18 protein-coding genes and 1 pseudogene are annotated in these 21859 nt (G+C 68.2%); 13 read left to right on the top strand and 6 right to left on the bottom strand.

Annotation, left to right across the window (positions count from 1 at the left end; genetic code table 11):
* A pseudogene (locus ASE28_RS32735) lies at window positions 1–288 on the top strand (hypothetical protein); the annotation flags it as partial.
* Between the two features lie 106 nt (window positions 289–394).
* Entirely contained in the window at window positions 395–619 is a 225-nt protein-coding gene (locus ASE28_RS20880; protein WP_057268337.1) for a 4-oxalocrotonate tautomerase family protein, read from the top strand.
* Window positions 620–878: 259 nt separating this feature from the next.
* Here the strand turns inward: ASE28_RS20880 and recJ are convergent, their stop codons facing one another.
* Both recJ and ASE28_RS20890 read right to left on the bottom strand, forming a co-directional pair.
* Entirely contained in the window at window positions 879–2594 is a 1716-nt protein-coding gene (recJ, locus tag ASE28_RS20885; RefSeq protein WP_057268338.1) for a single-stranded-DNA-specific exonuclease RecJ, read from the bottom strand.
* Window positions 2591–3541, bottom strand: a complete 951-nt coding sequence (locus ASE28_RS20890) for a hypothetical protein (protein WP_057268339.1) — start codon at window positions 3539–3541, stop codon at window positions 2591–2593. Before ASE28_RS20890 ends, recJ begins: the two co-directional genes overlap by 4 nt.
* An 80-nt stretch (window positions 3542–3621) precedes the next feature.
* Between ASE28_RS20890 and ASE28_RS20895 the strand changes: the two genes are divergently transcribed.
* The 4 genes from ASE28_RS20895 (at window position 3622) to ASE28_RS20910 (ending at window position 9902) form a co-directional block, all read left to right on the top strand.
* The gene (locus ASE28_RS20895; RefSeq protein WP_057268340.1) at window positions 3622–4878 is read left to right on the top strand and encodes a lipoprotein-releasing ABC transporter permease subunit; all 1257 of its coding nucleotides are present in this window, start codon (window positions 3622–3624) and stop codon (window positions 4876–4878) included.
* A 22-nt stretch (window positions 4879–4900) separates the two neighbouring features.
* On the top strand, window positions 4901–6154 hold the full coding sequence (locus ASE28_RS20900; RefSeq protein ID WP_057268341.1) for a lipoprotein-releasing ABC transporter permease subunit: 1254 nt from the start codon (window positions 4901–4903) through the stop codon (window positions 6152–6154).
* Entirely contained in the window at window positions 6147–6875 is a 729-nt protein-coding gene (lolD, locus tag ASE28_RS20905; RefSeq protein ID WP_057268342.1) for a lipoprotein-releasing ABC transporter ATP-binding protein LolD, read from the top strand. Before ASE28_RS20900 ends, lolD begins: the two co-directional genes overlap by 8 nt.
* Before the next feature lie 123 nt (window positions 6876–6998).
* Window positions 6999–9902: a PAS domain S-box protein gene (locus tag ASE28_RS20910; protein ID WP_057268343.1), complete on the top strand. Its 2904-nt coding sequence runs from the start codon at window positions 6999–7001 to the stop codon at window positions 9900–9902.
* Between the two features lie 15 nt (window positions 9903–9917).
* Here ASE28_RS20910 and ASE28_RS20915 read toward each other — a convergent pair whose 3' ends face one another.
* From ASE28_RS20915 to ASE28_RS20930, 4 genes are read right to left on the bottom strand one after another with little or no spacing between them, the layout of a single operon-like run.
* Complete coding sequence (locus ASE28_RS20915) at window positions 9918–10961, bottom strand: VWA domain-containing protein (protein WP_057268485.1); 1044 nt, start codon at window positions 10959–10961, stop codon at window positions 9918–9920.
* Window positions 10962–10981: 20 nt separating this feature from the next.
* Window positions 10982–11986 (bottom strand): DUF58 domain-containing protein, encoded by a 1005-nt coding sequence (locus tag ASE28_RS20920; protein WP_200963980.1) that lies wholly within the window; start codon window positions 11984–11986, stop codon window positions 10982–10984.
* Window positions 11967–12983, bottom strand: coding sequence for a MoxR family ATPase (locus ASE28_RS20925; protein ID WP_057201951.1), 1017 nt, complete (start codon window positions 12981–12983; stop codon window positions 11967–11969). Before ASE28_RS20925 ends, ASE28_RS20920 begins: the two co-directional genes overlap by 20 nt.
* Window positions 12984–13022: 39 nt before the next feature.
* Complete coding sequence (locus tag ASE28_RS20930; protein WP_057268344.1) at window positions 13023–13958, bottom strand: S1C family serine protease; 936 nt, start codon at window positions 13956–13958, stop codon at window positions 13023–13025.
* Window positions 13959–14062: 104 nt separating this feature from the next.
* Here ASE28_RS20930 and ASE28_RS20935 point away from each other — a divergent pair, with 104 nt between their 5' ends.
* The 7 genes from ASE28_RS20935 to ASE28_RS20965 all read left to right on the top strand — a co-directional run bounded on the left by ASE28_RS20935 (window position 14063) and on the right by ASE28_RS20965 (window position 21759).
* The gene (locus tag ASE28_RS20935) at window positions 14063–14923 is read left to right on the top strand and encodes a TatD family hydrolase (protein WP_057268487.1); all 861 of its coding nucleotides are present in this window, start codon (window positions 14063–14065) and stop codon (window positions 14921–14923) included.
* A gap of 71 nt (window positions 14924–14994) precedes the next feature.
* Window positions 14995–15552 (top strand): DNA-deoxyinosine glycosylase, encoded by a 558-nt coding sequence (locus tag ASE28_RS20940; RefSeq protein WP_057268345.1) that lies wholly within the window; start codon window positions 14995–14997, stop codon window positions 15550–15552.
* A complete protein-coding gene (locus ASE28_RS20945; protein ID WP_057201954.1) occupies window positions 15553–16314 on the top strand; it encodes a hypothetical protein in 762 nt (253 codons plus the stop codon).
* Window positions 16315–16374: 60 nt separating this feature from the next.
* The gene (locus ASE28_RS20950) at window positions 16375–18183 is read left to right on the top strand and encodes a GspE/PulE family protein (protein WP_057268346.1); all 1809 of its coding nucleotides are present in this window, start codon (window positions 16375–16377) and stop codon (window positions 18181–18183) included.
* 130 nt (window positions 18184–18313) lie between these two features.
* A complete protein-coding gene (locus ASE28_RS20955; RefSeq protein WP_057201956.1) occupies window positions 18314–18802 on the top strand; it encodes a tripartite tricarboxylate transporter TctB family protein in 489 nt (162 codons plus the stop codon).
* An 18-nt stretch (window positions 18803–18820) separates the two neighbouring features.
* On the top strand, window positions 18821–20332 hold the full coding sequence (locus ASE28_RS20960; RefSeq protein ID WP_057201957.1) for a tripartite tricarboxylate transporter permease: 1512 nt from the start codon (window positions 18821–18823) through the stop codon (window positions 20330–20332).
* A 125-nt stretch (window positions 20333–20457) separates the two neighbouring features.
* Window positions 20458–21759 carry a DUF3422 family protein gene (locus ASE28_RS20965; protein WP_057201958.1) on the top strand — a complete coding sequence of 434 codons (1302 nt, stop codon included), beginning with the start codon at window positions 20458–20460 and terminating at the stop codon, window positions 21757–21759.
* Window positions 21760–21859 lie beyond the last annotated feature (100 nt).

Here is a 21859-nt window from a genome sequence, read left to right on the forward strand (position 1 = left end):
TCCATGTTCAACGTGGGGGCCATGCCCGCGCGCGCGCCAGCGGCCCCGCCACGTGCCGCCGCACCGCGCCCTGCGCCTGCCACCAGCCGGGCGGTGCCGGCACCGGCGCGCACGGCCCTTGCCGGCAAGCCTGCCGCGCGGGCCGCTGCACCTGCAGCTGCGCGCCTGACCTCCTCCGTGCCCAAGAAGGCGACGGCCGCCCACAAGCCGGCTGCCGCGGGACCCGCACCGTCGCCCGCTCCCCGTGCCACAGCCAAGGGCGGGGACGACGACTGGGAAAGCTTCTGACCGCAGGCGTTGCAAGGGGGCAGCGCTCCCGCAGACAATCCACCAAGGCAGCGCAAGCTGCCTTTGTCCTTCCTGAGACAGCACATCTTCGACAGAAAGCCTTCCCATGCCCCTGATCAACATCCGCCTGGCCAACCGCGACATTCCCACCACCTCGGCCCAGAAGGCCGCGCTGATTGCCGGTGTGACGCGCCTGATGCAGGAGGTGCTCGACAAGAAGCCCGAGACCGTGACCGTCATCATCGATGAGATCGACCCCGACAACTGGGGCGTGGGCGGCGAGCAGGTCACGGTGGTGCGCCAGCGCGGCAAGGGGCCCGTGCAGGCATGATACGGATTTGCCTTCAACCGTCTAACGTCGTTGGTCCGCCTTGCCGTGCTACAGCACTGTCTGCGGCTTCCCGCCTAGTGTCCCGGGTTGGAAGTCGTTGAAGAAAGCAATCAGCCGAAATCCCTGTCAGGCTAGGCGCAAAGCACAGCCATGCTGGGAGCATGGCGAGCATTTGCAACGACGCATGGCGNCAACGAATTTCCAACTCGGGACACTAGCTATACGATTGAATGCAAATCCGTATGAGCAGCGCGCCGCGCTAGATTTCTGCGCCTTCCACGAGAAACTGCACCTTGCGCTCGCCGCGCCATTCGTTCACATCGAGGCGAAAGGCCAGCAGCACGCGGGCGGGTAGTTGGTCGGTGTGGCCGAACCAGATGGCGTCGACGGGGTTGCCCTGGTGCATGAGCTTGATGGACAGGTGGTTCTTGCCCTCGCCCACCAACCGCTGGCTCAGCACCACGACCTCTTCGCTGAAGGTGGGCGGCGCAAAGCCCTGGCCCCAGACCTCGCGGTGCAGGGTGTCCACCACGTCGGCGCTGCAGTATTCGGGCGCCAGCGGGCCATCGGTCTCGATGCGGCGCGTGAGCGTTGAGGCATCCAACCATTCCTGCGCCACCTGGGCCAGGGCCTGTTCGAAGGTATCGAAGGCCTCTGCGGCCACGGTGCAGCCGGCCGCCATGGCATGGCCGCCGAACTTGAGCAGCACGCCGGGGTGGCGCTTGGCCACCAGATCCAGCGCATCGCGCAGGTGAAACCCGGGAATGGAGCGGCCCGAGCCCTTGAGTTCGTGCTCCTTGCCCGGCGCGCTGCTGGCGGCGAAGACGAAGGTCGGGCGGTGCAGCTTGTCCTTGATGCGCGAAGCGACGATGCCCACCACGCCCTCGTGGAAGTCGGGGTCGAAGACGCTGATGGCGGGCGGCGGGTCCTCGCTCTCGTCGAACAGGTTCTCGGCCATCAGCATGGCCTGTTCGCGCATGCCGCCCTCGATCTCGCGGCGCTCACGGTTGATGGTGTCCAACTGGCCGGCCAGATCACTGGCGCGGCCCGCGTCGTCGGTGAGCAGGCATTCGATGCCCAGCGTCATGTCCGCCAGGCGGCCGGCGGCGTTGATGCGTGGGCCTAGTGCAAAACCGAAGTCGAAGGTGGTGGCCACGGGTGCCTTGCGGCCCGCCGCCGCGAACAGCGCGGCCACGCCGGCCGGCATGGAGCCCGCGCGGATGCGCCGCAGGCCCTGGGCCACCAGGCGGCGGTTGTTCGCGTCCAGGCGCACCACGTCGGCCACGGTGCCCAGGGCCACCAGCGTGAGCAGCGGCTCCAGCCTGGGCTGGCTGTCCATGTCGAACACCCCGCGCCTGCGCAGCTCGGAGCGCAGTTCCATCAGCACATAGAACATCACGCCCACGCCGGCCAGGGACTTGCTTTCGAACGTGCAGCCTGGCTGGTTGGGGTTGACCATGGCGTCCGCTGCGGGCAGTTCGGGGCCGGGAAGGTGGTGGTCGGTCACCAGCACCAGGAGGCCCAGGGCCTTGGCTTCGGCCACGCCCTCGACGCTGGCGATGCCGTTGTCCACGGTGATCAGCACGTCGGCGCCGCGCTCCTTCACGCGGCGCGCGATCGGCGGGGTGAGGCCATAGCCATCGGTCACGCGGTCGGGCACCAGGTAGTCCACGTGCTTTGCGCCCAGCAGGCGCAGGCCGCGCACGGCCACGGCGCAGGCGGTGGCGCCGTCGCAGTCGTAGTCGGCCACCACGCACAGGCGCAGGTCCTGCGCCATGGCGTCGGCGAGCAGGGTGGCGGCCTGCTGGATCCCTTTGAGCCCGGCGGGCGGCAGCAGGCGGTCCAGCCGCTCGTTCAGTTCCTCCTTGTCGCGCACGCCGCGCGCGGCGTACAGGCGGGCCAGCAGCGGGTGCACTCCGGCCTGCTCCAGCGCCCAGGCGGCGCGCGGGGGAATGTCTCTTGCCGTGATTTTCATAGCTGGGGTGCCACCTGGGCAAAACGGGTGGGCTGGAAGTACGCCTTTATGCGCTGCAGCAGGCCGCGTGGGGCGGTGTGGAAGGCCAGCGCAGCGCGTTCGCCGCACAGGGTCAGGCGCACGGCGGCGCCTTGCTCGGCTTGGCGCAGCAGGTCGGCCAGCGGGCCCGCATCCAGCGCGCTCCATGCGGCCGCCCAGGCACGCCAGTCCTCACGCAGCGCGGCGTTGCGCAGGGCCAGGGGCATCTGGGGCGCGGGTGCGGGCGCCGTGGCCGGCAAGGCGCCTGCGCCGTGCACCCAGAAGGAGTTGACCATGGGCAGGCCGCGCTCGGCCCGCTCGTCGTTGAAGGCATGGGTGTACAGCAGCATCTGCATCTCGCTGTTCAGGCGGTGCAGGGTGCGGGCTTTGGCGGCATCGGGCATCCAGGCACGCACGTCGCGCAGCAACACGCGGTCGAGCGAGGCGGTGGCCAGGTGGGCGAACAGGGGGCCTTCGGCGAGCCAGCGGGTGGGCTGGTCGTAGTGCAGGTGGATGCCGTCCTCCGCGAACCAGGGCGAGACGATGGCCAGCAGGGCGCGCGAGGATGCTTCGGTGAGGCCCAGGGCCTCGGGGTCGCGCAGCGTGATGTGGTCGGTCGTCACCTGCCACTGGCAGGGGGCGACAAAGGCCCAGGCCTGGCCGTCCGCAGGCTGGCCTTGCTGCAGGCGGTACCAGGCGGCCCAGGGCGTAAGCCCGTCCTCGGCGGGCAGGCCCAGGGCCTGGGCCAGGGCGCGCTCATGGGGGGCAGAGAAACTGGTCTCCTCGGCGGTACTGGAGCCTGCAGGATCGGCCGCGAGGCGCGCCAGCAGGCGATCCAGGTGCGGCAGATCGAGCGTTGCCAGCGTTTGCCGGCACCCCTCGGAGGCGCTGGCAGCGTAGGGGATGAGCAAATGGGGGATGTCCGACATCCCTCTATTGTCCGGGATGCCACAATCGCTCCCGCCGGGCTCTGCTATCCCATCAGGGTCCAGGCACTTTTTTCCCATCCATGCAACTTCCCTACGAACTGGCCCTGGGCCTGCGCTACACCCGCTCGGGCCGGGCCACGCGGCGCAACGGCTTCATTTCCTTCATCTCCGGTGCGTCCATGCTGGGCATCGCCCTGGGCGTGGCGGCACTGATCGTGGTGCTCAGCGTCATGAACGGCTTTCAGAAGGAGGTGCGCGAGCGCATGCTGGGCGTGGTCGCCCACATCGAGGTCTTTGCACCCCAGGGCGCCGCCATGCAGGACGCGGCACGCACCATGGCCGAAACCCGCAAGAACCCGGCCGTCACTGGCGCCGCCCCGTTCGTGGCGGCCCAGGCACTGATCGCGCATGGCGACGACATGAAGGGGGCGCTGGTGCGCGGCATCGATCCCGCGCTCGAAGGCAGCGTGACCTCGCTGGCGCAGGCCAACGCCGAGGTGCTTGCCACCCTGGTGCCCGGGCAGTTCCGCGTGGTGCTGGGCAGCGAGCTGGCCAAATCGCTGGGCGTGAAGGCGGGCGATGCGGTGACCATGGTGGTGCCGGTGGCCCAGGGCGGCAGCGGCAACCAGGGCGGCCCGCGCTACCAGCCGCTCACGGTGGCGGGTACGGTGGATTCGGGCCATTTCCAGTACGACTCCACGCTGGTCTGGATGCACCAGGACGATGCCCTGGCCATCTTCGGCCTGCGCGGCCCCACGGGCATCGGCCTGAAGCTGCAGGACCTGCAGCAGGCCAATGCCGTGGCCATCGAGCTCGCGCGCACGCTCAGCGGCGATCTGCTGCTGCGCGACTGGACGCAGCAGAACCGTACCTGGTTCGAGGCGGTGCGCCTGCAAAAACGCATGATGTTCATCATCCTGGCGCTGATCGTCGCAGTGGCGGCCTTCAACCTCGTCTCCACGCTGGTGATGACGGTCAACGACAAGCGCGCCGACATCGCCATCCTGCGCACGCTGGGGGCCAGCCCGAAAAGCATCATGACCGTCTTCGTGGTGCAGGGCGCCATGGTGGGCGTGATCGGCACCCTGGCCGGCCTGGCGCTGGGCCTCTCCATCGCCTACAACATCGACGTGATCGTGCCGGCCATCGAGAAGGCGCTGGGTGCCACCTTCCTGCCCAAGGACATCTACCTGATCGACCGCATGCCCAGCGAACCGCAGGGTACCGATATCGTGCCCATCGCCCTGATCTCGCTGGCGCTGGCCTTCGTGGCCACCCTGTACCCGAGCTGGCGCGCCAGCCGCGTGAACCCCGCAGAAGCACTGCGCTATGAATGAATGAGCGCGGCCTGAACTAGCTATGCAAATCCCCTACGAACTGGCCCTGGGCTGGCGCTACACCCGCGCGGGCCGTGCCACGCGGCGCGATGGCTTCATCTCGTTCATTTCGGGCGTGTCCATGCTGGGCATCGCCCTCGGTGTGGCGGCGCTGATCATCGTGCTGTCGGTGATGAACGGCTTTCAGCGCGAGGTGCGCGACCGCATGCTCAGCGTGGTCTCGCACATCGAGATCCTGGCACCCCAGGGTGCGCCGCTGCCGGACGTGGCCACCACCCTGGCCGAGGTCCGGCGCAATCCGAACGTGACCGGGGCTGCGCCCTTCGTCTCGGCCCAGGCGCTGCTCTCGCGCGGCCAGGACATGCGCGGCGCGCTGGTGCGCGGCATCGACCCGGCGCTCGAAAGCTCGGTGACCGACCTGGCCGCAGGCAATGAAAAGACACTCAAGCTCCTGGTGCCCGGTGAATTCCGCGTGGTTCTGGGGGGCGAACTGGCCCGCTCCCTGGGCGTGCGCGCCGGGGATGTGGTGACGCTGATCGCGCCCGCCGGCCAGGTCACCCCGGCCGGCGTGGTGCCGCGCCTCAAGCAGATGACGGTGGCCGGCACCTTCGACTCGGGCCACTACGAGTACGACTCGGCCCTGGTGCTGCTGCACCACGAGGACGCGCAGCGCATCTTCCGCCTCGAATCGCCGACCGGCATCCGCCTGAAGCTCAAGGACGTGCACCAGGCGCGCGCCGTGGCCGCCGAGCTGGCGGGCACCGTGAGCGGTGGGCTGGTGGTGCGCGACTGGACGCAGCAGAACCGCACCTGGTTCGCCGCCGTGCAGCTCGAAAAACGCATGATGTTCATCATCCTCACGCTCATCGTGGCGGTGGCGGCCTTCAACCTCGTCTCCACCCTGGTGATGACGGTGACCGACAAGCGCGCCGACATCGCCATCCTGCGCACCCTGGGCGCCAGCCCCAAAAGCATCATGGGCGTGTTCGTCGTGCAGGGGGCCATGGTGGGCGTGATCGGCACGCTGGCCGGCCTGGCGCTGGGCCTGATCATCGCCTTCAACATCGACGTCATCGTGCCGGCCATCGAGCACGCGCTCAACGCGAGTTTCCTGCCCAAGGACATCTACCTCATCAGCAAGATGCCCAGCGAGCCGCAAAGCTCGGACATCGTGCCCATCGCCGTCATTTCCCTGGTGCTGGCCTTCGTGGCCACCCTGTACCCCAGCTGGCGCGCCAGCCGTGTGAACCCCGCCGAGGCGCTTCGCTATGAATAAGAACAACGCTCCATCCGCCGCATCCCTGCCCGCAGCACCGCCCGCCCGTGGCGAGGTGGTGCTGCAGGCCCAGGGCCTGACCAAGCGCTTCACCGAAGGCCGGCTGGACGTGACCGTGCTGCACGGCGTGGACCTGCAGGTGCATGCGGGCGAAACCCTGGCCATCGTCGGCGCGTCGGGCTCGGGCAAGAGCACCATGCTGCACCTGCTGGGCGGGCTGGATGCGCCCACGGCCGGCAGCGTGCGCCTCAAGGGGCAGCAGCTCTCGGCGCTGTCGCCTGAGCAGCAGGGCCGGATGCGCAACCAGCACCTGGGCTTCATCTACCAGTTCCACCATCTGCTGCCCGAGTTCACCGCGCTGGACAACGTGGCCATGCCGCTGCGCATCCGCCGCATGCCGCAGGAGCAATGCCGCGAGGAGGCAGCGCGCGTGCTGACGTCGGTGGGCCTCAAGGAGCGGCTGCACCACCGGCCAGCCGAGCTGTCGGGCGGCGAGCGCCAGCGCGTGGCGATTGCACGCGCCCTGGTCACGCGCCCGGCCTGCGTGCTGGCCGACGAGCCCACCGGCAACCTGGACCGCAATACGGCGGACGGCGTCTTCGCGCTCATGCTGCAGCTGGCGCGCGAGCAGGGCACCGCCTTCGTGATGGTCACGCACGATGAATCGCTGGCCGCGCGCTGCGACCGCGTGGTGCACCTGGTGCTGGGCAAGCTGGGATAGCGCATATCCCCGGGCATGGCCCGGAGTGCCAGCGCACGGCATCCTTGCCGCTGTGATCGAAAAGTCTCCATCCGCGCCAGGACACTCTAAGATGGCCGAAATCCGCTCCAGGAGAGCCCGCAGATGACGGTTCCGGCATCCATCCCTTCCGACGAAGCGCGCAGGCTCGAGGCATTGCGCGCCCTGATGGTGCTGGACACCCCGGCCGAGCCTCTGCTCGATTCCATTGCGCGCATGGCGGCCGAGGTGTGTGGCGTGCCCATCGCGCTCATCAGCCTGATCGATGCCGAGCGCCAGTGGTTCAAGGCCAATGTCGGCCTGCCGGGGGTGAACGAAACCCCGCGCGACGTGGCCTTCTGTGCCCACGCCATCCACATGGACGATGTGATGGAGGTGCCCGACGCCACGCTGGATGCGCGTTTTGCGCACAACCCGCTGGTCACGGGTGCGCCGGACATCCGTTTCTACGCCGGTGCGCCGCTCATGACCGGCGACGACGGCGACCGCGTGGGAACCCTGTGCGTCATCGACCGCAAGGCGCACCAGCTCACGGCGCACCAGCGGGCCCTGCTGCGCTCGCTCTCGGCCATGGTGTCGCAGGCCCTGGACATGCGCCGCGACCTGATCGAGCGCGCGTTTTCCGTGCGCCAGGAGTATGAGAAGGCCCTGTCCGAAAGCGAGCGGCGCTACCGCACCATGGTCGAGGCGCAGACCGAGATGCTGTCGCTGGCCTGGCCCCATGGCGAGGTGTTCTACGTGAACCAGGCCTATGCCCGCCACTTCGGCCAGGAGCCGCAGGACATGGTGGGCAAGGACCTGTTCGCCTATGTCGAACCGGCCGACCGGGAGCTGGTCCGGGAGCGCATCGCCGAGGTGTTTCGCGGCGAGGGCAGCACGCAGGGGGAAAACCGCATGGTCAGTGCCGACGGTATCGAGCGCTGGATGGCCTGGACCAACAGCTGTCTGCTCGACAGCGAGCAGCGGCCCTATCTGCATTCCGTCGGGCGCGACATCACCGCCCAGAAGGCGGCCGAACGGGCACTGCTGGCCAGCCAGCAACTGCTGGAGCGCACCGGCCGCGTGGCCCGGGTGGGCGGATGGGAGTTCGATGTGCGCAGCGGCAGCATCTCCTGGTCCTCCGAAACGCGGCGCATCCACGAGGTGGGCCCCGACTACCTACCCACGCTGGAGAATGCGCTGGGCTTTTATGCCCCCGAGGCCCGGGATGCCATGACCGCGGTGGTGCGGAGCGCGCTGGATGCCGGCCAGGCCTGGGATCTGGAGCTGCCCCTGGTCACTGCCAACGGACGCCGCATCTGGGTGCGTGCCGTGGGCGAGGCCGAGTACGAGAGCGGTGCCGTGGTGCGCCTGTTCGGTGCCTTCCAGGACGTGACGGAGCGCCGTCGCATGGCCCAGCAACTGGCCGACAGCGAGCGCTTCGTTCGGCTGGTCACGGATGGCCTGCCGATCCGCATCGGCTATGTGGACCGGGAGCTGCGCTTTCGCTTCGCCAACCAGGCGGCTTGCCAGCGCTTTGGCTTGGGCCGCGAAGACGTCATCGGGCGCACCCGTGAGGATCTGCTCGGCGAGCCTACGCCGCCGGAGGTGGCGCAGCGTGTGCAGCAGGTGCTGGCGGGGACGGCGCAGCGCTATGAGTCCGATGAAGTGCGCCATGGAGTGCTGCACCGCATCGAAAGCCAGCTCGTACCCGACATTTCGGACGACGGCACGGTGCGCGGCTTTTTCTCCACCGGCATCGACATCACCCAGCGCGCTGCCGCCGAGCGTGGCCTGCGCGTGCTGACTGCCATCCTGGAAAACACCTCCGACTTCGTGGTGCAGACCGACCTCCGGGGCCAGGTCACCTACATGAACCCTGCCGCACGCCGCGCGCTGGGGTTTGCGCCCGACGAAGACGTGGCCGGCCATGTGTTCACCGAGTTCAACACCCCCGAGACGAATGCGCTGTATGCCCAGGCCATCTTGCCTGCCGTCCGGGCCCACAGCATGTGGGTGGGCGAGACCACGGTGTACGCGGCCCACCGGCGGGTCGTGCCGGTGAGCCACATGGTCATCGCCCACCGCGACGGGGAGGGGCGCATCCAGCACTTCTCGGCCATCATGCGCGACATCTCGGAGGCGGCGCAGGCGCGCGCTGCCCTGCTCAAGCAGACCGCCACGCTGCGCTCCATCACCGAGGCGCTGCCCTCGCTGGTGGCGGTGGTGGGGCCGGACGAGCGCTACCAGTTCGTCAACAGCGCCTTCGAGCGCTGGCACCGCGTGCCGCGCGAGCAGATCGTGGGCCGCAGCATGGAAGAATTTCTCGGGGCCGCGGAGTACGCGCGCAGCAAACCCATGGTGCAGAAGGTGCTTGGCGGCGAGACGCTCACCTTCGACAAGGATTTTCCGCAGCGCGTGCCAGCCGGCCACGTCACCATCCACCTCATCCCGCTGTGGTCCGAGCCGGGTGCGGTCGATGGCTTTGTGTCCATGGCCCAGGACGTCACCAGCTACCGCCAGGAGGCCGGCCGCCTGCTGGCACTGGCGCAGCACGATCCGCTGACGGGCCTGCTCAACCGGGCCGGGCTGCAGGCCTATGTGGGGCAGAAGGACCTGGCGGTGGAAGGCCCCCTGCTGGCCTTGCTGTACATCGACCTGGACCATTTCAAGCCCGTCAACGACCAGCATGGCCATCCCGTCGGCGACCAGTTGCTGCAGGCCTTTGGGCAGCGCCTGCTGGCGCTGGTGCGGCCCACCGATGCGGTGGCACGGCTCGGAGGCGACGAGTTCGCCGTGGTGCTGGCCGGCGTGCGTGCGCCGGCCCATGCCGAAGCCGTGGCCGGCAAGATCCTGGAGGCGGCGCACACGCCGTTCGAGATGGGCGGGCTGCGGCTGTCGGTGGGCGCCAGTGCGGGGCTGGCGCTGGGCACGGACGCTGCCAAGGGCTGGGCCGACCTCATGGCCCGCGCGGACGACCAGCTTTACCTGGCCAAGCGCTCCGGTCGGGGCCAGTTCAAGGGCGGCTGACGCACAGGGCGGTGTCTACATCACCCGCCCGTACCACCATACCGACAGGCTGGCTGCGAGCAGCGCCAGCACGGCCCCGGCCAGCGCCAGCAGCGCCGAGATCTCGGTTTCCTTTTTCTCTACCGTGAGGCGCGAGCTCAGGGTCTCGTAGACCTTCTTGAGGTCGGCTGCCGTGGCCGCGTGGAAGTATTCGGCGGCGGTGCGGGTGGCCACGGCCTTCAGGGTCTCTTCGTCCAGCCGCACGCGCATGGACCAGCCCTCGAAGCCGATGGTTTCGCCCTGCAGCGTGCCCACGCCCACGGTGTACACGCGCACGCCCCGGTCGGCAGCCCACTTGGCGGCTTCGAGCGGGTCCACCCCGGTGGTGCGCTGGCCATCGGTCAGCATGATGATGGCGGCCGAGTTGTAGGAGCCCGGGGCCACGGGGGTAAAGGGCTTGGCGGGGTCCTGCTTGTTGAGTTCTTCCAGGGGCCGTGGCTTCATCGCCTGGCGCCCGCCCAGGGCCGAGATGTCGATGCCGGCATCGGGGAAGAGGGTGGCCAGCGACAGCATGATGCCGTTGCCCGTGGCCGTGCCGCGCTGCAGCTGAAAGCTGTCGATCGCCTTGACCAGGTCGTCGCGGCTCTGCGTGGGCAACTGCGCCAGCTGGGCGCTGCCGGCAAAGGCCACGATGCCCACGCGCACATGGCGCGGCAGTTCGGCGATGAAGGCCTTGGCGGCGTCCTGCGCGGCAGTGATGCGGTCGGGCTGCACATCGGTGGCGCGCATGCTGCCCGAGACGTCCATGGCCAGCATGATGGTCTGGTCCTGCGAGGGCAGGGTGATCACCGCCAGCGGCCGGGCCGCGGCCAGCAGCAGGGCCACCAGCGCCAGCAGAAAGAGAAACGGCGGAATGTGCCGGCGCAGGTGCTGCGCCGGGCCCATGGCTTCGCGCACCAGCGACAGGCTGGAGTAGCTCAGTGCGGTTTTCTTGCGCCGGTGCAGCAGCCACCAGTACAGCAGTACCAGCAGCGGCACGGCCAGCAGCAGCCAGAGCAGGGAGGGCCAGAGAAAGACCATGGTGGCGTGTCCTGTGGTTGTCAGGCGGCGGCCCGTGGGGCCGTCCATTGGAACGAGGGGTGCGTGGGGGGCCGCACGCGGTGCCGGCGCAGGTCCATGAAGCGCAGCAGTGCATCCACCAGGTCGTCGTCGGTGCGCAGCTCCAGGGTGTCGGCACCGGCCTTGGCCAGGCCCTCGCGCAGCACGGCCTCGCGCTGGGCCGCCAGGCGGGCAAAGCGGTGGCGAAAGCCGCTGTCATGCGTGTCCACCTGCAGTTGCTCGCCGCTCTCGGCGTCGCGCAGCGTGACCAGGCCCACGTCGGGCAGCTCCAGCTCCAGCGGATCGAGCAGGCGCACGCTCACCACGTCATGCCGGCGGGCCAGTTGGGCCAGGGGCTTTTCCCAGCCGGGGGCGCTGATGAAGTCGGACACCACGAACACCGTGGAGCGCCGGCGCAAGGTGCCCAGCGCCCCCTGCAAAAGCAGGTGCAGTTCGGTGCTGCCCGATTGCAGTGGGGGCGCGGGCTTGAGCAACTGGTGCACCAGGTGCAGCACATGGGCGCGGCCGCTGCGCGGGGGCAGCACGGTGTCCACGGCGCGCGTGTCGGCACCCCCTGCGCCGTAGAGCATGGCGCCCACGCGGTTGCCGTGGCGCGTGAGCAGGCGCGAGAGCACGGCCACGAAGCCGATGAGGATGTCGCGCTTGGCGTTGCCCTGCGGGCCGAAGTTGACCGAGGGGCTCAGGTCCAGCAGGAACCAGGCGGACATCTCGCGGTCTTCGGTGAACACGCGCACATGGGGGGTGTTCAGGCGCGCCGTCACATTCCAGTCGATGTGGCGCACGTCGTCGTGGGGCTGGTACTCGCGCAGGTCCATGAGGTCCAGGCCGGCCCCGCGCATCAGCGTGCGGTAGTCGCCCTGCAGCAGCCCGTCGAGCCGGCGGATGACACTCCACTCCAGCTGCCGCAGCAGGCGGTCGGCCTCGCCGGGCAGGGTGGGCAGCGCGCGCGCGGCGGTGGCTGCGGTGTCAGGCGGCTTTTTGCTCATGGTGCAAGGGCTTGGCAGGGGCGGGCACCTTGGCCATGATGCGCGTGATCAGCGCATCGGCGTCCAGGCCCTCGGACAGCGCCTCGTACGACAGCGACAGCCGGTGGCGCAGCACGTCGGCCGCCAGGTCGGTCATGTCCTCGGGCAGCACGTAGCTGCGCCCGCGCAGCATGGCCAGGGCCTGGGCGCCTTCGGCCAGGCAGATGGTGGCGCGCGGGCTGGCGCCGCAGGCGATGAAGGGCGCCAGGTCCTTGAGGTCGTGCCGGGCCGGTGCGCGCGTGGCGGCCACCAGCTTCACGGCGTATTGCAGCAGCGAAGGGTCGACATACACGCTGCGGCATTCGGCCTGCAGCGTGGCCAACTGGGCCGTGGTGGCCACGGGAAGCACCTGCACGGGATCAGCGAGCGCGCGCTGGGCGATCACGAACTCCTCTTCCTCGGTGGGGTAGTCGAGCAGCACCTTCATCATGAAGCGGTCCACCTGGGCTTCGGGCAGGGCGTAGGTGCCTTCGGTCTCGATGGGGTTCTGCGTGGCCATCACCAGGAAGGGCGAGGGCACCTTGTGTGTTTCGCCGGCAATCGTCACCTGGCGCTCCTGCATCACTTCGAGCAGCGCGCTCTGCACCTTGGCGGGTGCGCGGTTGATTTCATCGGCCAGCAGCAGGTGGGTGAATACCGGGCCCAGGGAGGTGCTGAACTCGCCGGTCTTCTGGTTGTACATGCGCGTGCCCACCAGGTCGGCGGGCACCAGGTCGGGCGTGAACTGGATGCGCTTGAAGCTGCCCTGGATGGTGCTGGCCAGGGTCTTCACGGTGAGCGTCTTGGCCAGGCCCGGCACGCCCTCGACCAGCAGGTGGCCCTGGGCCAGCATGGCCACCATCACGCGCTCCAGGAAGCGGTCCTGCCCGACCACGACGCGCTTGACTTCGTAGAGCACCTGCTCCATCAGCGTGGCGGTGGCGGCATTCGATGCAAACGGCTGCGGGGTCGGTTCCATGGGACTCCTTGCGAGGATGGGGTGCGTATTGAAGGGGGGTCAGAAGGGCGACATGCCCACGGCCGACGCCGCGTTCTCGATGGGCACGGCAAAGCCGATGCCGATGAAGGTGCGTGCTGGCGTGGGGTTCAGGATGGCGGTGACGATGCCGATCACCTCCCCATCCATGGTGACCAGCGGGCCGCCCGAGTTGCCGGGGTTGGCCGCCGCGTCGAACTGGATCAGGTTGCCCAGCTCGCGCTTGCCTTCGGGCGAGGTGAACTGGCGCCCCAGGCCCGAGATCACACCCGCCGAGGCCGATGGGCCGATGCCGAAGGGAAATCCCACCACGGCGACCTGGTCGCCGGGGCGCAGGTCGTTGGTGGAGCGCAGGGAGGCGGCCTCCAGGTCGTCGGGCACCTTGTGGGCCTGCAGCACGGCCAGGTCGTTCTCGGGCTGTACGCCGGTGATGGTGGCCGTGGTCTGCAGCCCGTCGTGGAAGGTCAGCTGGATGCGATCGGACCCCTGCACCACGTGCAGATTGGTGAGGATGATGCCTTTGTCGACGATCACCACGCCCGTGCCCACGCCGCGCTCGACCTCGTCCTTGCCGTTCTTGCTGCGCCCGAAGCCCACCACGCGCACCACCGAAGGCGCGATGGTCTCCACGGCGCGTGCGGCCGCCGAGGGCAGGGTGGTGGTTTCCAGCGTGCGCAGCACCGCCTGGTCGATGTCTTCCTGGGTGAGTTTGCGGGGCACGCTGCGCTGGTTCAGCCACACGCTGGTGACGAGCAGGGCCGCCAGCACCAGCAAGGCGCCCCACAGGGCGTAGAGGTTGCGGCGCGAAAGGGTGACCGCCTGGGGCCTGCCGGCGGGCTGGCTGGTGGCTGGCGCCGTCGGGGCTACCGGTTCCGAGGGCGCAGCATCGCTCGGGGCCGCAGCCCCGGCAGGGCGGCGGGCGGGGCGGGAGCTGCTGTAGACAGTGGGTCTGGGCATCCTGTCACCTTCCGATACACCATGGCATGGCGCATGTTTTCACAGTAGCACGGATCGCGCCCCTGTGCATACCCCGGGGGTTTCCATCGTGCATCATGTTTGCCATGAACTTCTGGATAGATACCCATTGCCACCTGGATGCACCCGAACTGGCCTCCGACACCGACACCGTGCGCGAGCAGGCCCGCCAGGCCGGCGTTGGGCATTGCGTGCTGCCTGCGGTGGAGCAGTCCAACTGGGATGCCGTGCGCGCCCTTGCGCACCAGTATGGGGACAGCTACGCCTTGGGCATCCATCCCCTGTACACCGGACATGCCGCAGATGGAGACCTTGAACTGCTCGGGCAAGCGCTGGAGCAGCATCGGGAAGACCCGCGCCTCGTCGCCGTGGGCGAGATCGGGCTCGACTATTTCGTGCCGGGGCTGGATCCGGCCCGGCAGGAGCACTTCTACCGTGCGCAGCTCCAGCTGGCACGGCGCTTCGGGCTGCCGGTGATCCTGCACGTGCGCCGTTCGGCCGACAAACTGCTCAAGGGCCTGCGCGAGGTCCGGGGCCTGTCGGGCATCGCCCATGCCTTCAACGGCAGCGAGCAGCAGGCCCAGGCCTTCGTGGACCTGGGCTTCAAGCTCGGCTTCGGTGGGGCGGTCACCTACGACCGGGCCCTGCAACTGCGCCGCCTGGCCGCCCAGTTGCCGCTCCACTGCCTGGTGATGGAGACCGACTCTCCCGACATTCCCCCGCACTGGCTCTACACCACCGCCGCCGAGCGCGAGGCGGGCCGGCCCCAGGGGCGCAACACCCCGGGCGAGCTGCCACGCATCGGCGAGGTTGTGGCCGAACTGCGCGGCATGACCGTGCAGGCGCTGGCCGAAGCCTCCACCGCCAACGCGCTGGCGGCCCTGCCGCGCGTGGCCTCGCTGCTCCAGACCCGGCAAGGGGTGTCACGGTCTTTTACCGATTCGTGACGATCAATCTGGGTTTTTAGCTATATATTTGATAGTGATCGGGTGCCCGTGCATCCGGCCCTCCACGCCGCATGCCTGCCCCCATCACCCCGTTGCCACCCCACGATACCGACGCTCCCGCTCTCCGGCTGGTCGGACTGCCCGCCGTGGTGTCCGCCAGCACCGTCGTCCTGGTGCTGGGCAGCTTCCCTGGTGCCGCCTCGCTGCGCGCGCAGCAGTACTACGGCCATCCGCAGAACCACTTCTGGCGCATCCTGCAGGCCATCTGGCCGCAGCACCCCCTGCCCGGTCCTGCCGGACCCGCCAGCTATGCCGGGCGCTGCGAATGGCTGCTGGCGCGCGGCCTGGGCCTGTGGGACGTGTATGCCAGCTGCGAGCGCGAGGGCAGCCTGGACGCAGACATCCGCCATGCCGTGGTGAACGATTTCGCCTCGCTGCGCGCCGTGGCGCCGCGCCTGGCCGCCATCGCCCACAATGGGGGTGAGAGCTTCAAGCACTCCGCGCGCACCGCAGCCCTGGGCGTGCCGGTGTACAAACTGCCGTCCACCAGCCCGGCCAATGCCTCCTGGAGCTTCGAGCGCAAACTGAACGCGTGGGCCGAACTCATGGCCCGCCACCAATTGACCTGAATGACCCGCAAGAAAACCAGCCCCATCGAACTGCCCGAAGTCAGCGTCTCCGACGATGGCGAGGTGCGCCACCTGCACCTGGGAACGCCCTGGATCCAGGGCTCCATGCGCGTGGCCGAACCCTTCGCGCTGGAGCTCGAATACGTGCAGCGCATGATGGCCTGGCTGCTTTTCGTCGAGCCCGCTTCGGTGGGCAAGCGCCACGCCATGCAACTGGGCCTGGGTGCCGGGGCCATCACCAAGTTCTGCCACAAGAAGCTGCGCCTGTGCGCCACCGCCATCGAGCTCAACCCGCAGGTGGTGGCCGTGTGCCGCCAGTGGTTCAAGCTGCCGCCCGACGGCCCCAAGCTGCGCGTGGTGCTGGCCGATGCGGCCAAGGAGATCCAGAACCCCATGTGGCTGGGCACGGTCGATGCGCTCGCCGTGGACCTGTACGACCACGATGCTGCAGCCCCCGTGCTCGACAGCCCCGATTTCTACGCCGATTGCCGCGCCCTGCTGTCCGAGGACGGCAGCATGACCGTGAACCTGTTCGGTCGCTCCTCGAGCTACGAGAAGAGCTTGAAGAGCATGGCCAGCGCCTTTGGCGACGATGCGCTGTGGGCCTTCAAGCCCACGCGCGAAGGCAACACCGTGGTGCTGGCCCAGCGCACGCCCACGCGGCCCAAGCGCACCGAGCTGGCCGCCCGGGCCGAGGCCATCCAGGAGCGCTGGGGCCTGCCCACCACCAAGTGGATGCGCGTTTTCAAACCGGTTGCCTGAACATGGTGCACCCGACTCCTTCGTCCTGCCCCGTCCACCCCCTCTGAGAGGTCTGCAGACATGAGCACCGCCGTCATCCCCCCCGTCCCCGCCGCCAAGGCGGCCATCAAGCCGGTCAACCACATCGGGCCCGTGGACTGGCGCCGCATGGTCGAATGGCTGAGCGCCGATGGCGTGATCTCCCAGGAGGAGGCGCAGCGCACCATTGCCCGCTGCTCGCAGGCCGAAAGCTCGCAGCCGGCCCTGGTGCGGCTGGCTGCGGTGGCCATGACGCGCGCCTCCGATGGCAAGCCGCTGGACATCGAACTGCTCACCGAGTACCTGGCGCAGCGCGCCGGCCTGCCGTACATGCGGATCGACCCGCTTCGGGTGGACGTGGGCCGGGTCGCCGACACCATGAGCGCCACCTATGCCGAGCGCCACAAGGTGCTGCCTGTGCAGGTGACCCCCAAGGAGGTGGTGGTGGCCACGGCCGAGCCCTTCGTCGATGACTGGGTGGCCGAGGTCGAGCGCCAGGCGCGCCGCACGGTGCGCCGCGTGGTGGCCAACCCGCAGGACATCCACCGCTTCACGGCGGAGTTCTTCGCGCTGGCCAAATCGGTGCGCGCGGCGCAGAAGGCGGGTGGCGCATCGGGCGGCAGCAGCTTCGAGCAACTGGTGGAGCTGGGGCGCAGCAACAAGCAGCTCGATGCCAACGACCAGGGCGTGGTCAAGGTGGTGGACTGGCTCTGGCAGTACGCCTTTGACCAGCGAGCCAGCGACATCCACCTGGAGCCACGGCGCGAGCAGGGGGTGATCCGCTTTCGCATCGACGGTGTGTTGCACCCGGTCTACCAGATGCCCATGGGCGTGCACAACGCGATGATCTCGCGCATCAAGCTGCTGGGCCGCATCGACGTGGTGGAAAAGCGCCGCCCGCAGGACGGCCGCATCAAGACCCGCAACCAGCGCGGCGACGAGGTGGAAATGCGTTTGTCCACGCTGCCTACGGCCTTTGGCGAAAAGATGGTGATGCGGATCTTCGATCCCGACAACACCGTCAAGGACCTGGACGCGCTGGGCTTTGCGCAGCACGACGCGGCGCGCTGGGAGGCGCTGGTCAAGCGGCCGCACGGCATCATCCTGGTGACCGGGCCCACGGGCTCGGGCAAGACCACCACGCTGTACTCCACGCTCAAGCGCGTGGCCACGGAAGAGGTCAATGTGAGCACGGTGGAGGACCCGATCGAAATGATCGAGCCGAGCTTCAACCAGACCCAGGTGCAGCCGCAGCTCGATTTCAATTTCGCCGAAGGCCTGCGCGCGCTGATGCGCCAGGACCCGGACATCATCATGGTCGGCGAAATCCGCGACCTGGAAACGGCCGAGATGGCCATCCAGGCAGCGCTCACGGGCCACCTGGTGTTCTCCACGCTGCACACCAACGACGCGCCTTCGGCCATCACCCGCATGATGGAGCTGGGCGTGCCCTCGTACCTCATCAACGCCACGCTGCTCGGCGTGCTCGCGCAGCGCCTGGTGCGCACCTTCTGCAAGCAGTGCAAGCAAAAGGACGAGTCGGCCGACCGCGAGGCGCTCAGCGCCTTCATCAAGCCCTGGAAGCTCAGCGGCGCCTACCAGCCCTACAAGGCCGTGGGTTGCGTGGACTGCCGCATGACCGGTTTCCAGGGCCGCATGGGGCTGTACGAACTGCTCACGGTGAGCGAGGCGCTCAAGGACAAGATCACCACGGCGCCCTCGATGGAAGCCCTGCGCCGCCAGGCCATCACCGACGGCATGCGGCCCCTGCGCCTGGCCGGTGCGCTGCGGGTGGCGGAGGGGCTCACGACGATCGAGGAAGTGATGTCCGCAACGCCACCCATGGACTGATTTTCGCGCTTCGTACAGAGGGAAAACGCGCGGTCCCGAGTGTTACCGGGTGTAGGTGGAATCCACATCCGATAAGCCTCCTGTTGCCAGCACAATCGCACGGTTGTGAAATCCGCATAGGAGACATATCTTGCAAATCAAGAGTCAGAAAGACTTTTTTTCCGGCCTCATGTTCATGGGTGTCGGAGTCGCGTTTGCGTGGGGTGCCACCACGTACAACGTTGGCAATGGCGCCCGCATGGGACCCGGGTACTTCCCGCTCATGTTGGGGATCCTGCTGGCCATCATCGGCAGCGTGATCACGTTCAAGGCCACTGTGGTCGAAACAGTGGACGGCGACAAGATCGGCAAGTGGGCCTGGAAGCCCCTGTTCTTCATCCTGGCCGCCAACTTTGCCTTCGGCATTCTGCTGGGCGGCTTGCCCAGCCTGGGCATCCCGGCCATGGGCCTCATCGTCGGCATCTACGCACTGACCTTCATCTCCAGCCTGGCTGGCAATGAGTTCAAGGCCCGCGATGTTTTCGTTCTTGCCACCGTGCTCGCCATCGGCAGCTACGTCGCCTTCGTCTGGGCGCTGAAGCTTCAGTTCCCGGTGTGGCCCAGTTTCATTTCCGGTTAAGCCAGGAGCACCCACACCATGGAATTGTTTGACAACCTGTCGCTTGGCTTCAGCGTCGCGTTCACCTTTCAGAACCTGATCTATTGCTTTGTCGGCTGTCTCTTGGGCACGCTGATCGGCGTGCTGCCGGGCATCGGCCCCGTGGCCACCATCGCCATGCTGCTGCCCGCCACCTACGCTCTGCCCCCCGTGGCGGCGCTGATCATGCTGGCCGGTATCTACTACGGCGCACAGTACGGTGGTTCCACCACCGCCATTTTGGTCAACCTGCCGGGCGAGTCGTCCTCGGTGGTGACCGTGATCGACGGCTACCAGATGGCGCGCAAGGGCCGGGCAGGTCCGGCGCTTGCGGCGGCCGGCCTGGGTTCGTTCTTCGCCGGTTGCGTGGGTACGCTGATCCTGGCGGCCTTCGCTCCTCCGCTGACCGAAGTGGCCTTCAAGTTCGGCCCTGCCGAATACTTCTCGCTGATGGTGCTGGGCCTGATCGGTGCCGTGGTGCTGGCCTCGGGTTCGCTGCTCAAGGCCGTGGCCATGATCGTGCTGGGCCTGCTGATGGGCCTGGTGGGTACCGACGTGAACTCGGGCGTGGCCCGCTTCAGCTTCGACATCCCTGAACTGACCGACGGTATCGGCTTCGTGACCATCGCCATGGGCGTGTTCGGCTACGGTGAAATCATTGCCAACCTCTCGCGTCCCGATGACGAACGCGAAGTGTTCACGGCCAAGGTCGAGGGCCTGTTCCCCACCAAGGAAGACTTCAAGCGCATGATCCCTGCGGTGCTGCGCGGTACGGCCCTGGGCTCTGCCCTCGGTATCCTGCCCGGCGGTGGTGCCCTGCTGGCTGCTTTCGCTGCCTACACCATCGAAAAGAAGACCAAGCTCAAGCCCGGCGAAGTGCCGTTCGGCCAAGGCAACATCCGCGGCGTGGCATCGCCCGAAGCGGCCAACAACGCCGGTGCGCAGACCTCCTTCATCCCGCTGCTGACGCTGGGTATCCCTCCCAACGCCGTGATGGCGCTGATGGTCGGTGCCATGACCATCCACAACATCCAGCCTGGTCCCCAGGTGATGACGAGCAACCCCGAACTGTTCTGGGGCCTGATCGCTTCGATGTGGATCGGCAACGCCATGCTGATCATCCTGAACCTGCCGCTGATCGGCATCTGGATCAAGCTGCTCACCGTGCCTTACCGCTGGCTGTACCCTTCCATCGTGCTGTTCTGCGCGGTCGGCGTGTACTCCACGAACAACAACACCTTCGACATCTGGATGGTGGGCGCGTTTGGCCTGGTGGGTTACATCTTCCACAAGCTGGGTACAGAGCCTGCGCCCTTGCTGCTGGGCTTCATCCTGGGCCCGATGATGGAAGAAAACCTGCGCCGCGCGCTGCTGCTGTCGCGCGGCGACTGGAGCGTGTTCGTCACGCGTCCGCTGTCGGCCGGCTTGTTGGCGGCTGCCGCCCTGCTGCTGGTGATCGTGCTGCTGCCTGCGGTGAAGAACAAGCGCGAAGAGGCCTTCGTCGAGGACTGATAGCCTTGGCCTGCTCTGACTGTTGACACAACGGCGCCTTCGGGCGCCGTTGTTTTTTGGCGAGCCTGCCGGGCAGGGCCTGCAGGAGCCCGGTACACAATGGCGCAACGTTCCCAGAACTTCGCATGCCCACATCCACCACCGGTTTCCTGCAGCACCCGCACCGGACCCTGCTGCACAACGAGATCCACGCCCGCCCGCCGGAGGCCATGGCGGCGCCGCTGGCGATTGCCCACATCGTGATGCTGGCGGATGCCGCCGGGCGCGAGGCCAGCCGGGCCCATGTGGCCGCGCTCCTGCGCGACCACCACATGGCGCTGCCCGATGCCCAGACCACGCACCTGCGCATGGACCTGGGGGCCTTTCGCATGCGCTGGGAGCTGCACACGGAGTTCATCTCCTGGACCTTCATGGTGCCTGCGCAAGTGGACGCCTTCGGCGAGCGTGATCCGGCGGGCGCCACCGATGCCGTGCCCCAGGAGTGGCTTGCCGCCTTGCCCGGCCAGTGCCTGTGCAGCCTGAACCTCTGGGTGCTGCCCACGCACACCTTCGGCTCGGGCTCGCTGGTCAAGCATGTGCTGCACGAGGACACGCTGGTGGCTTCCACCGTGGCCGATGGCCATGGCGAGGTGTACACCGACTTTGCGATCCATGCGGACGGCTTCTCGCGCATGGTGCTGCTGGCCGGCGGCATGACGCCGCGCCGCCTGGGCCGGCTGGTGCAGCGCCTGCTGGAGATCGAGACCTACCGCATGGCCGCGCTGCTGGGCCTGCCCGCTGCGCGCGAGGCCGCCAGCGAACTGGCCTTTGCCGAGCGCGAACTGGCCGAGCTGGCCGATGCCATACGCACCGCCAACCGCGATGCCGAGCCGGCGCTGCTGGACCGCCTGACGCGGCTGGCCGGGCAGGTGGAAAGCCAGTACGCGGCCACGCATTCGCGGTTTTCCGCCAGCAGTGCCTATTTCGAGCTACTGGACAAGCGCATACAGGACATTGCCGAGTCGCGCCTGGCGGGCATGCAGACCATCCGCGAGTTCATGGACCGGCGCCTGACCCCTGCCCGCAGCACCTGCGAATGGGCGGCCCGGCGCCAGGATGCGCTGTCGCAGCGCGTCTCGCGCATGAGCAACCTGCTGCGCACGCGCGTGGAGATCGAGCAGCAGCAAAGCAGCCAGGCGCTGCTGGCTACCATGAACCACCGCCAGGACCTGCAGCTCAAGATGCAGTCCACGGTGGAGGGCCTCTCGGTGGCGGCCATCACCTACTACATCGTGGGCCTGGTGAGCTACCTGGCCAAGGGCGCGCAGAAACTGGGCTGGCCCCTGTCGGCCGAGACCACGGCGGCCGTGGCGATTCCGCTGGTGGCGCTCGGGGTGTGGTGGTCGCTGCGGCGACTGCACCACCGCTTGTTCCGCAACCGGCACTGAGCAGGGTCTCGCTGGCCATCGCCGATGGCGGGGCCGCCCGCGCGCAGGTTCGATGGCACAAGCCCAGCTTCCCATGCCAAACTCATAGGCATGCACACGA

The organism is Acidovorax sp. Root219, assembly GCF_001428665.1.
Classification (GTDB): Bacteria; Pseudomonadota; Gammaproteobacteria; order Burkholderiales; family Burkholderiaceae_C; genus Acidovorax.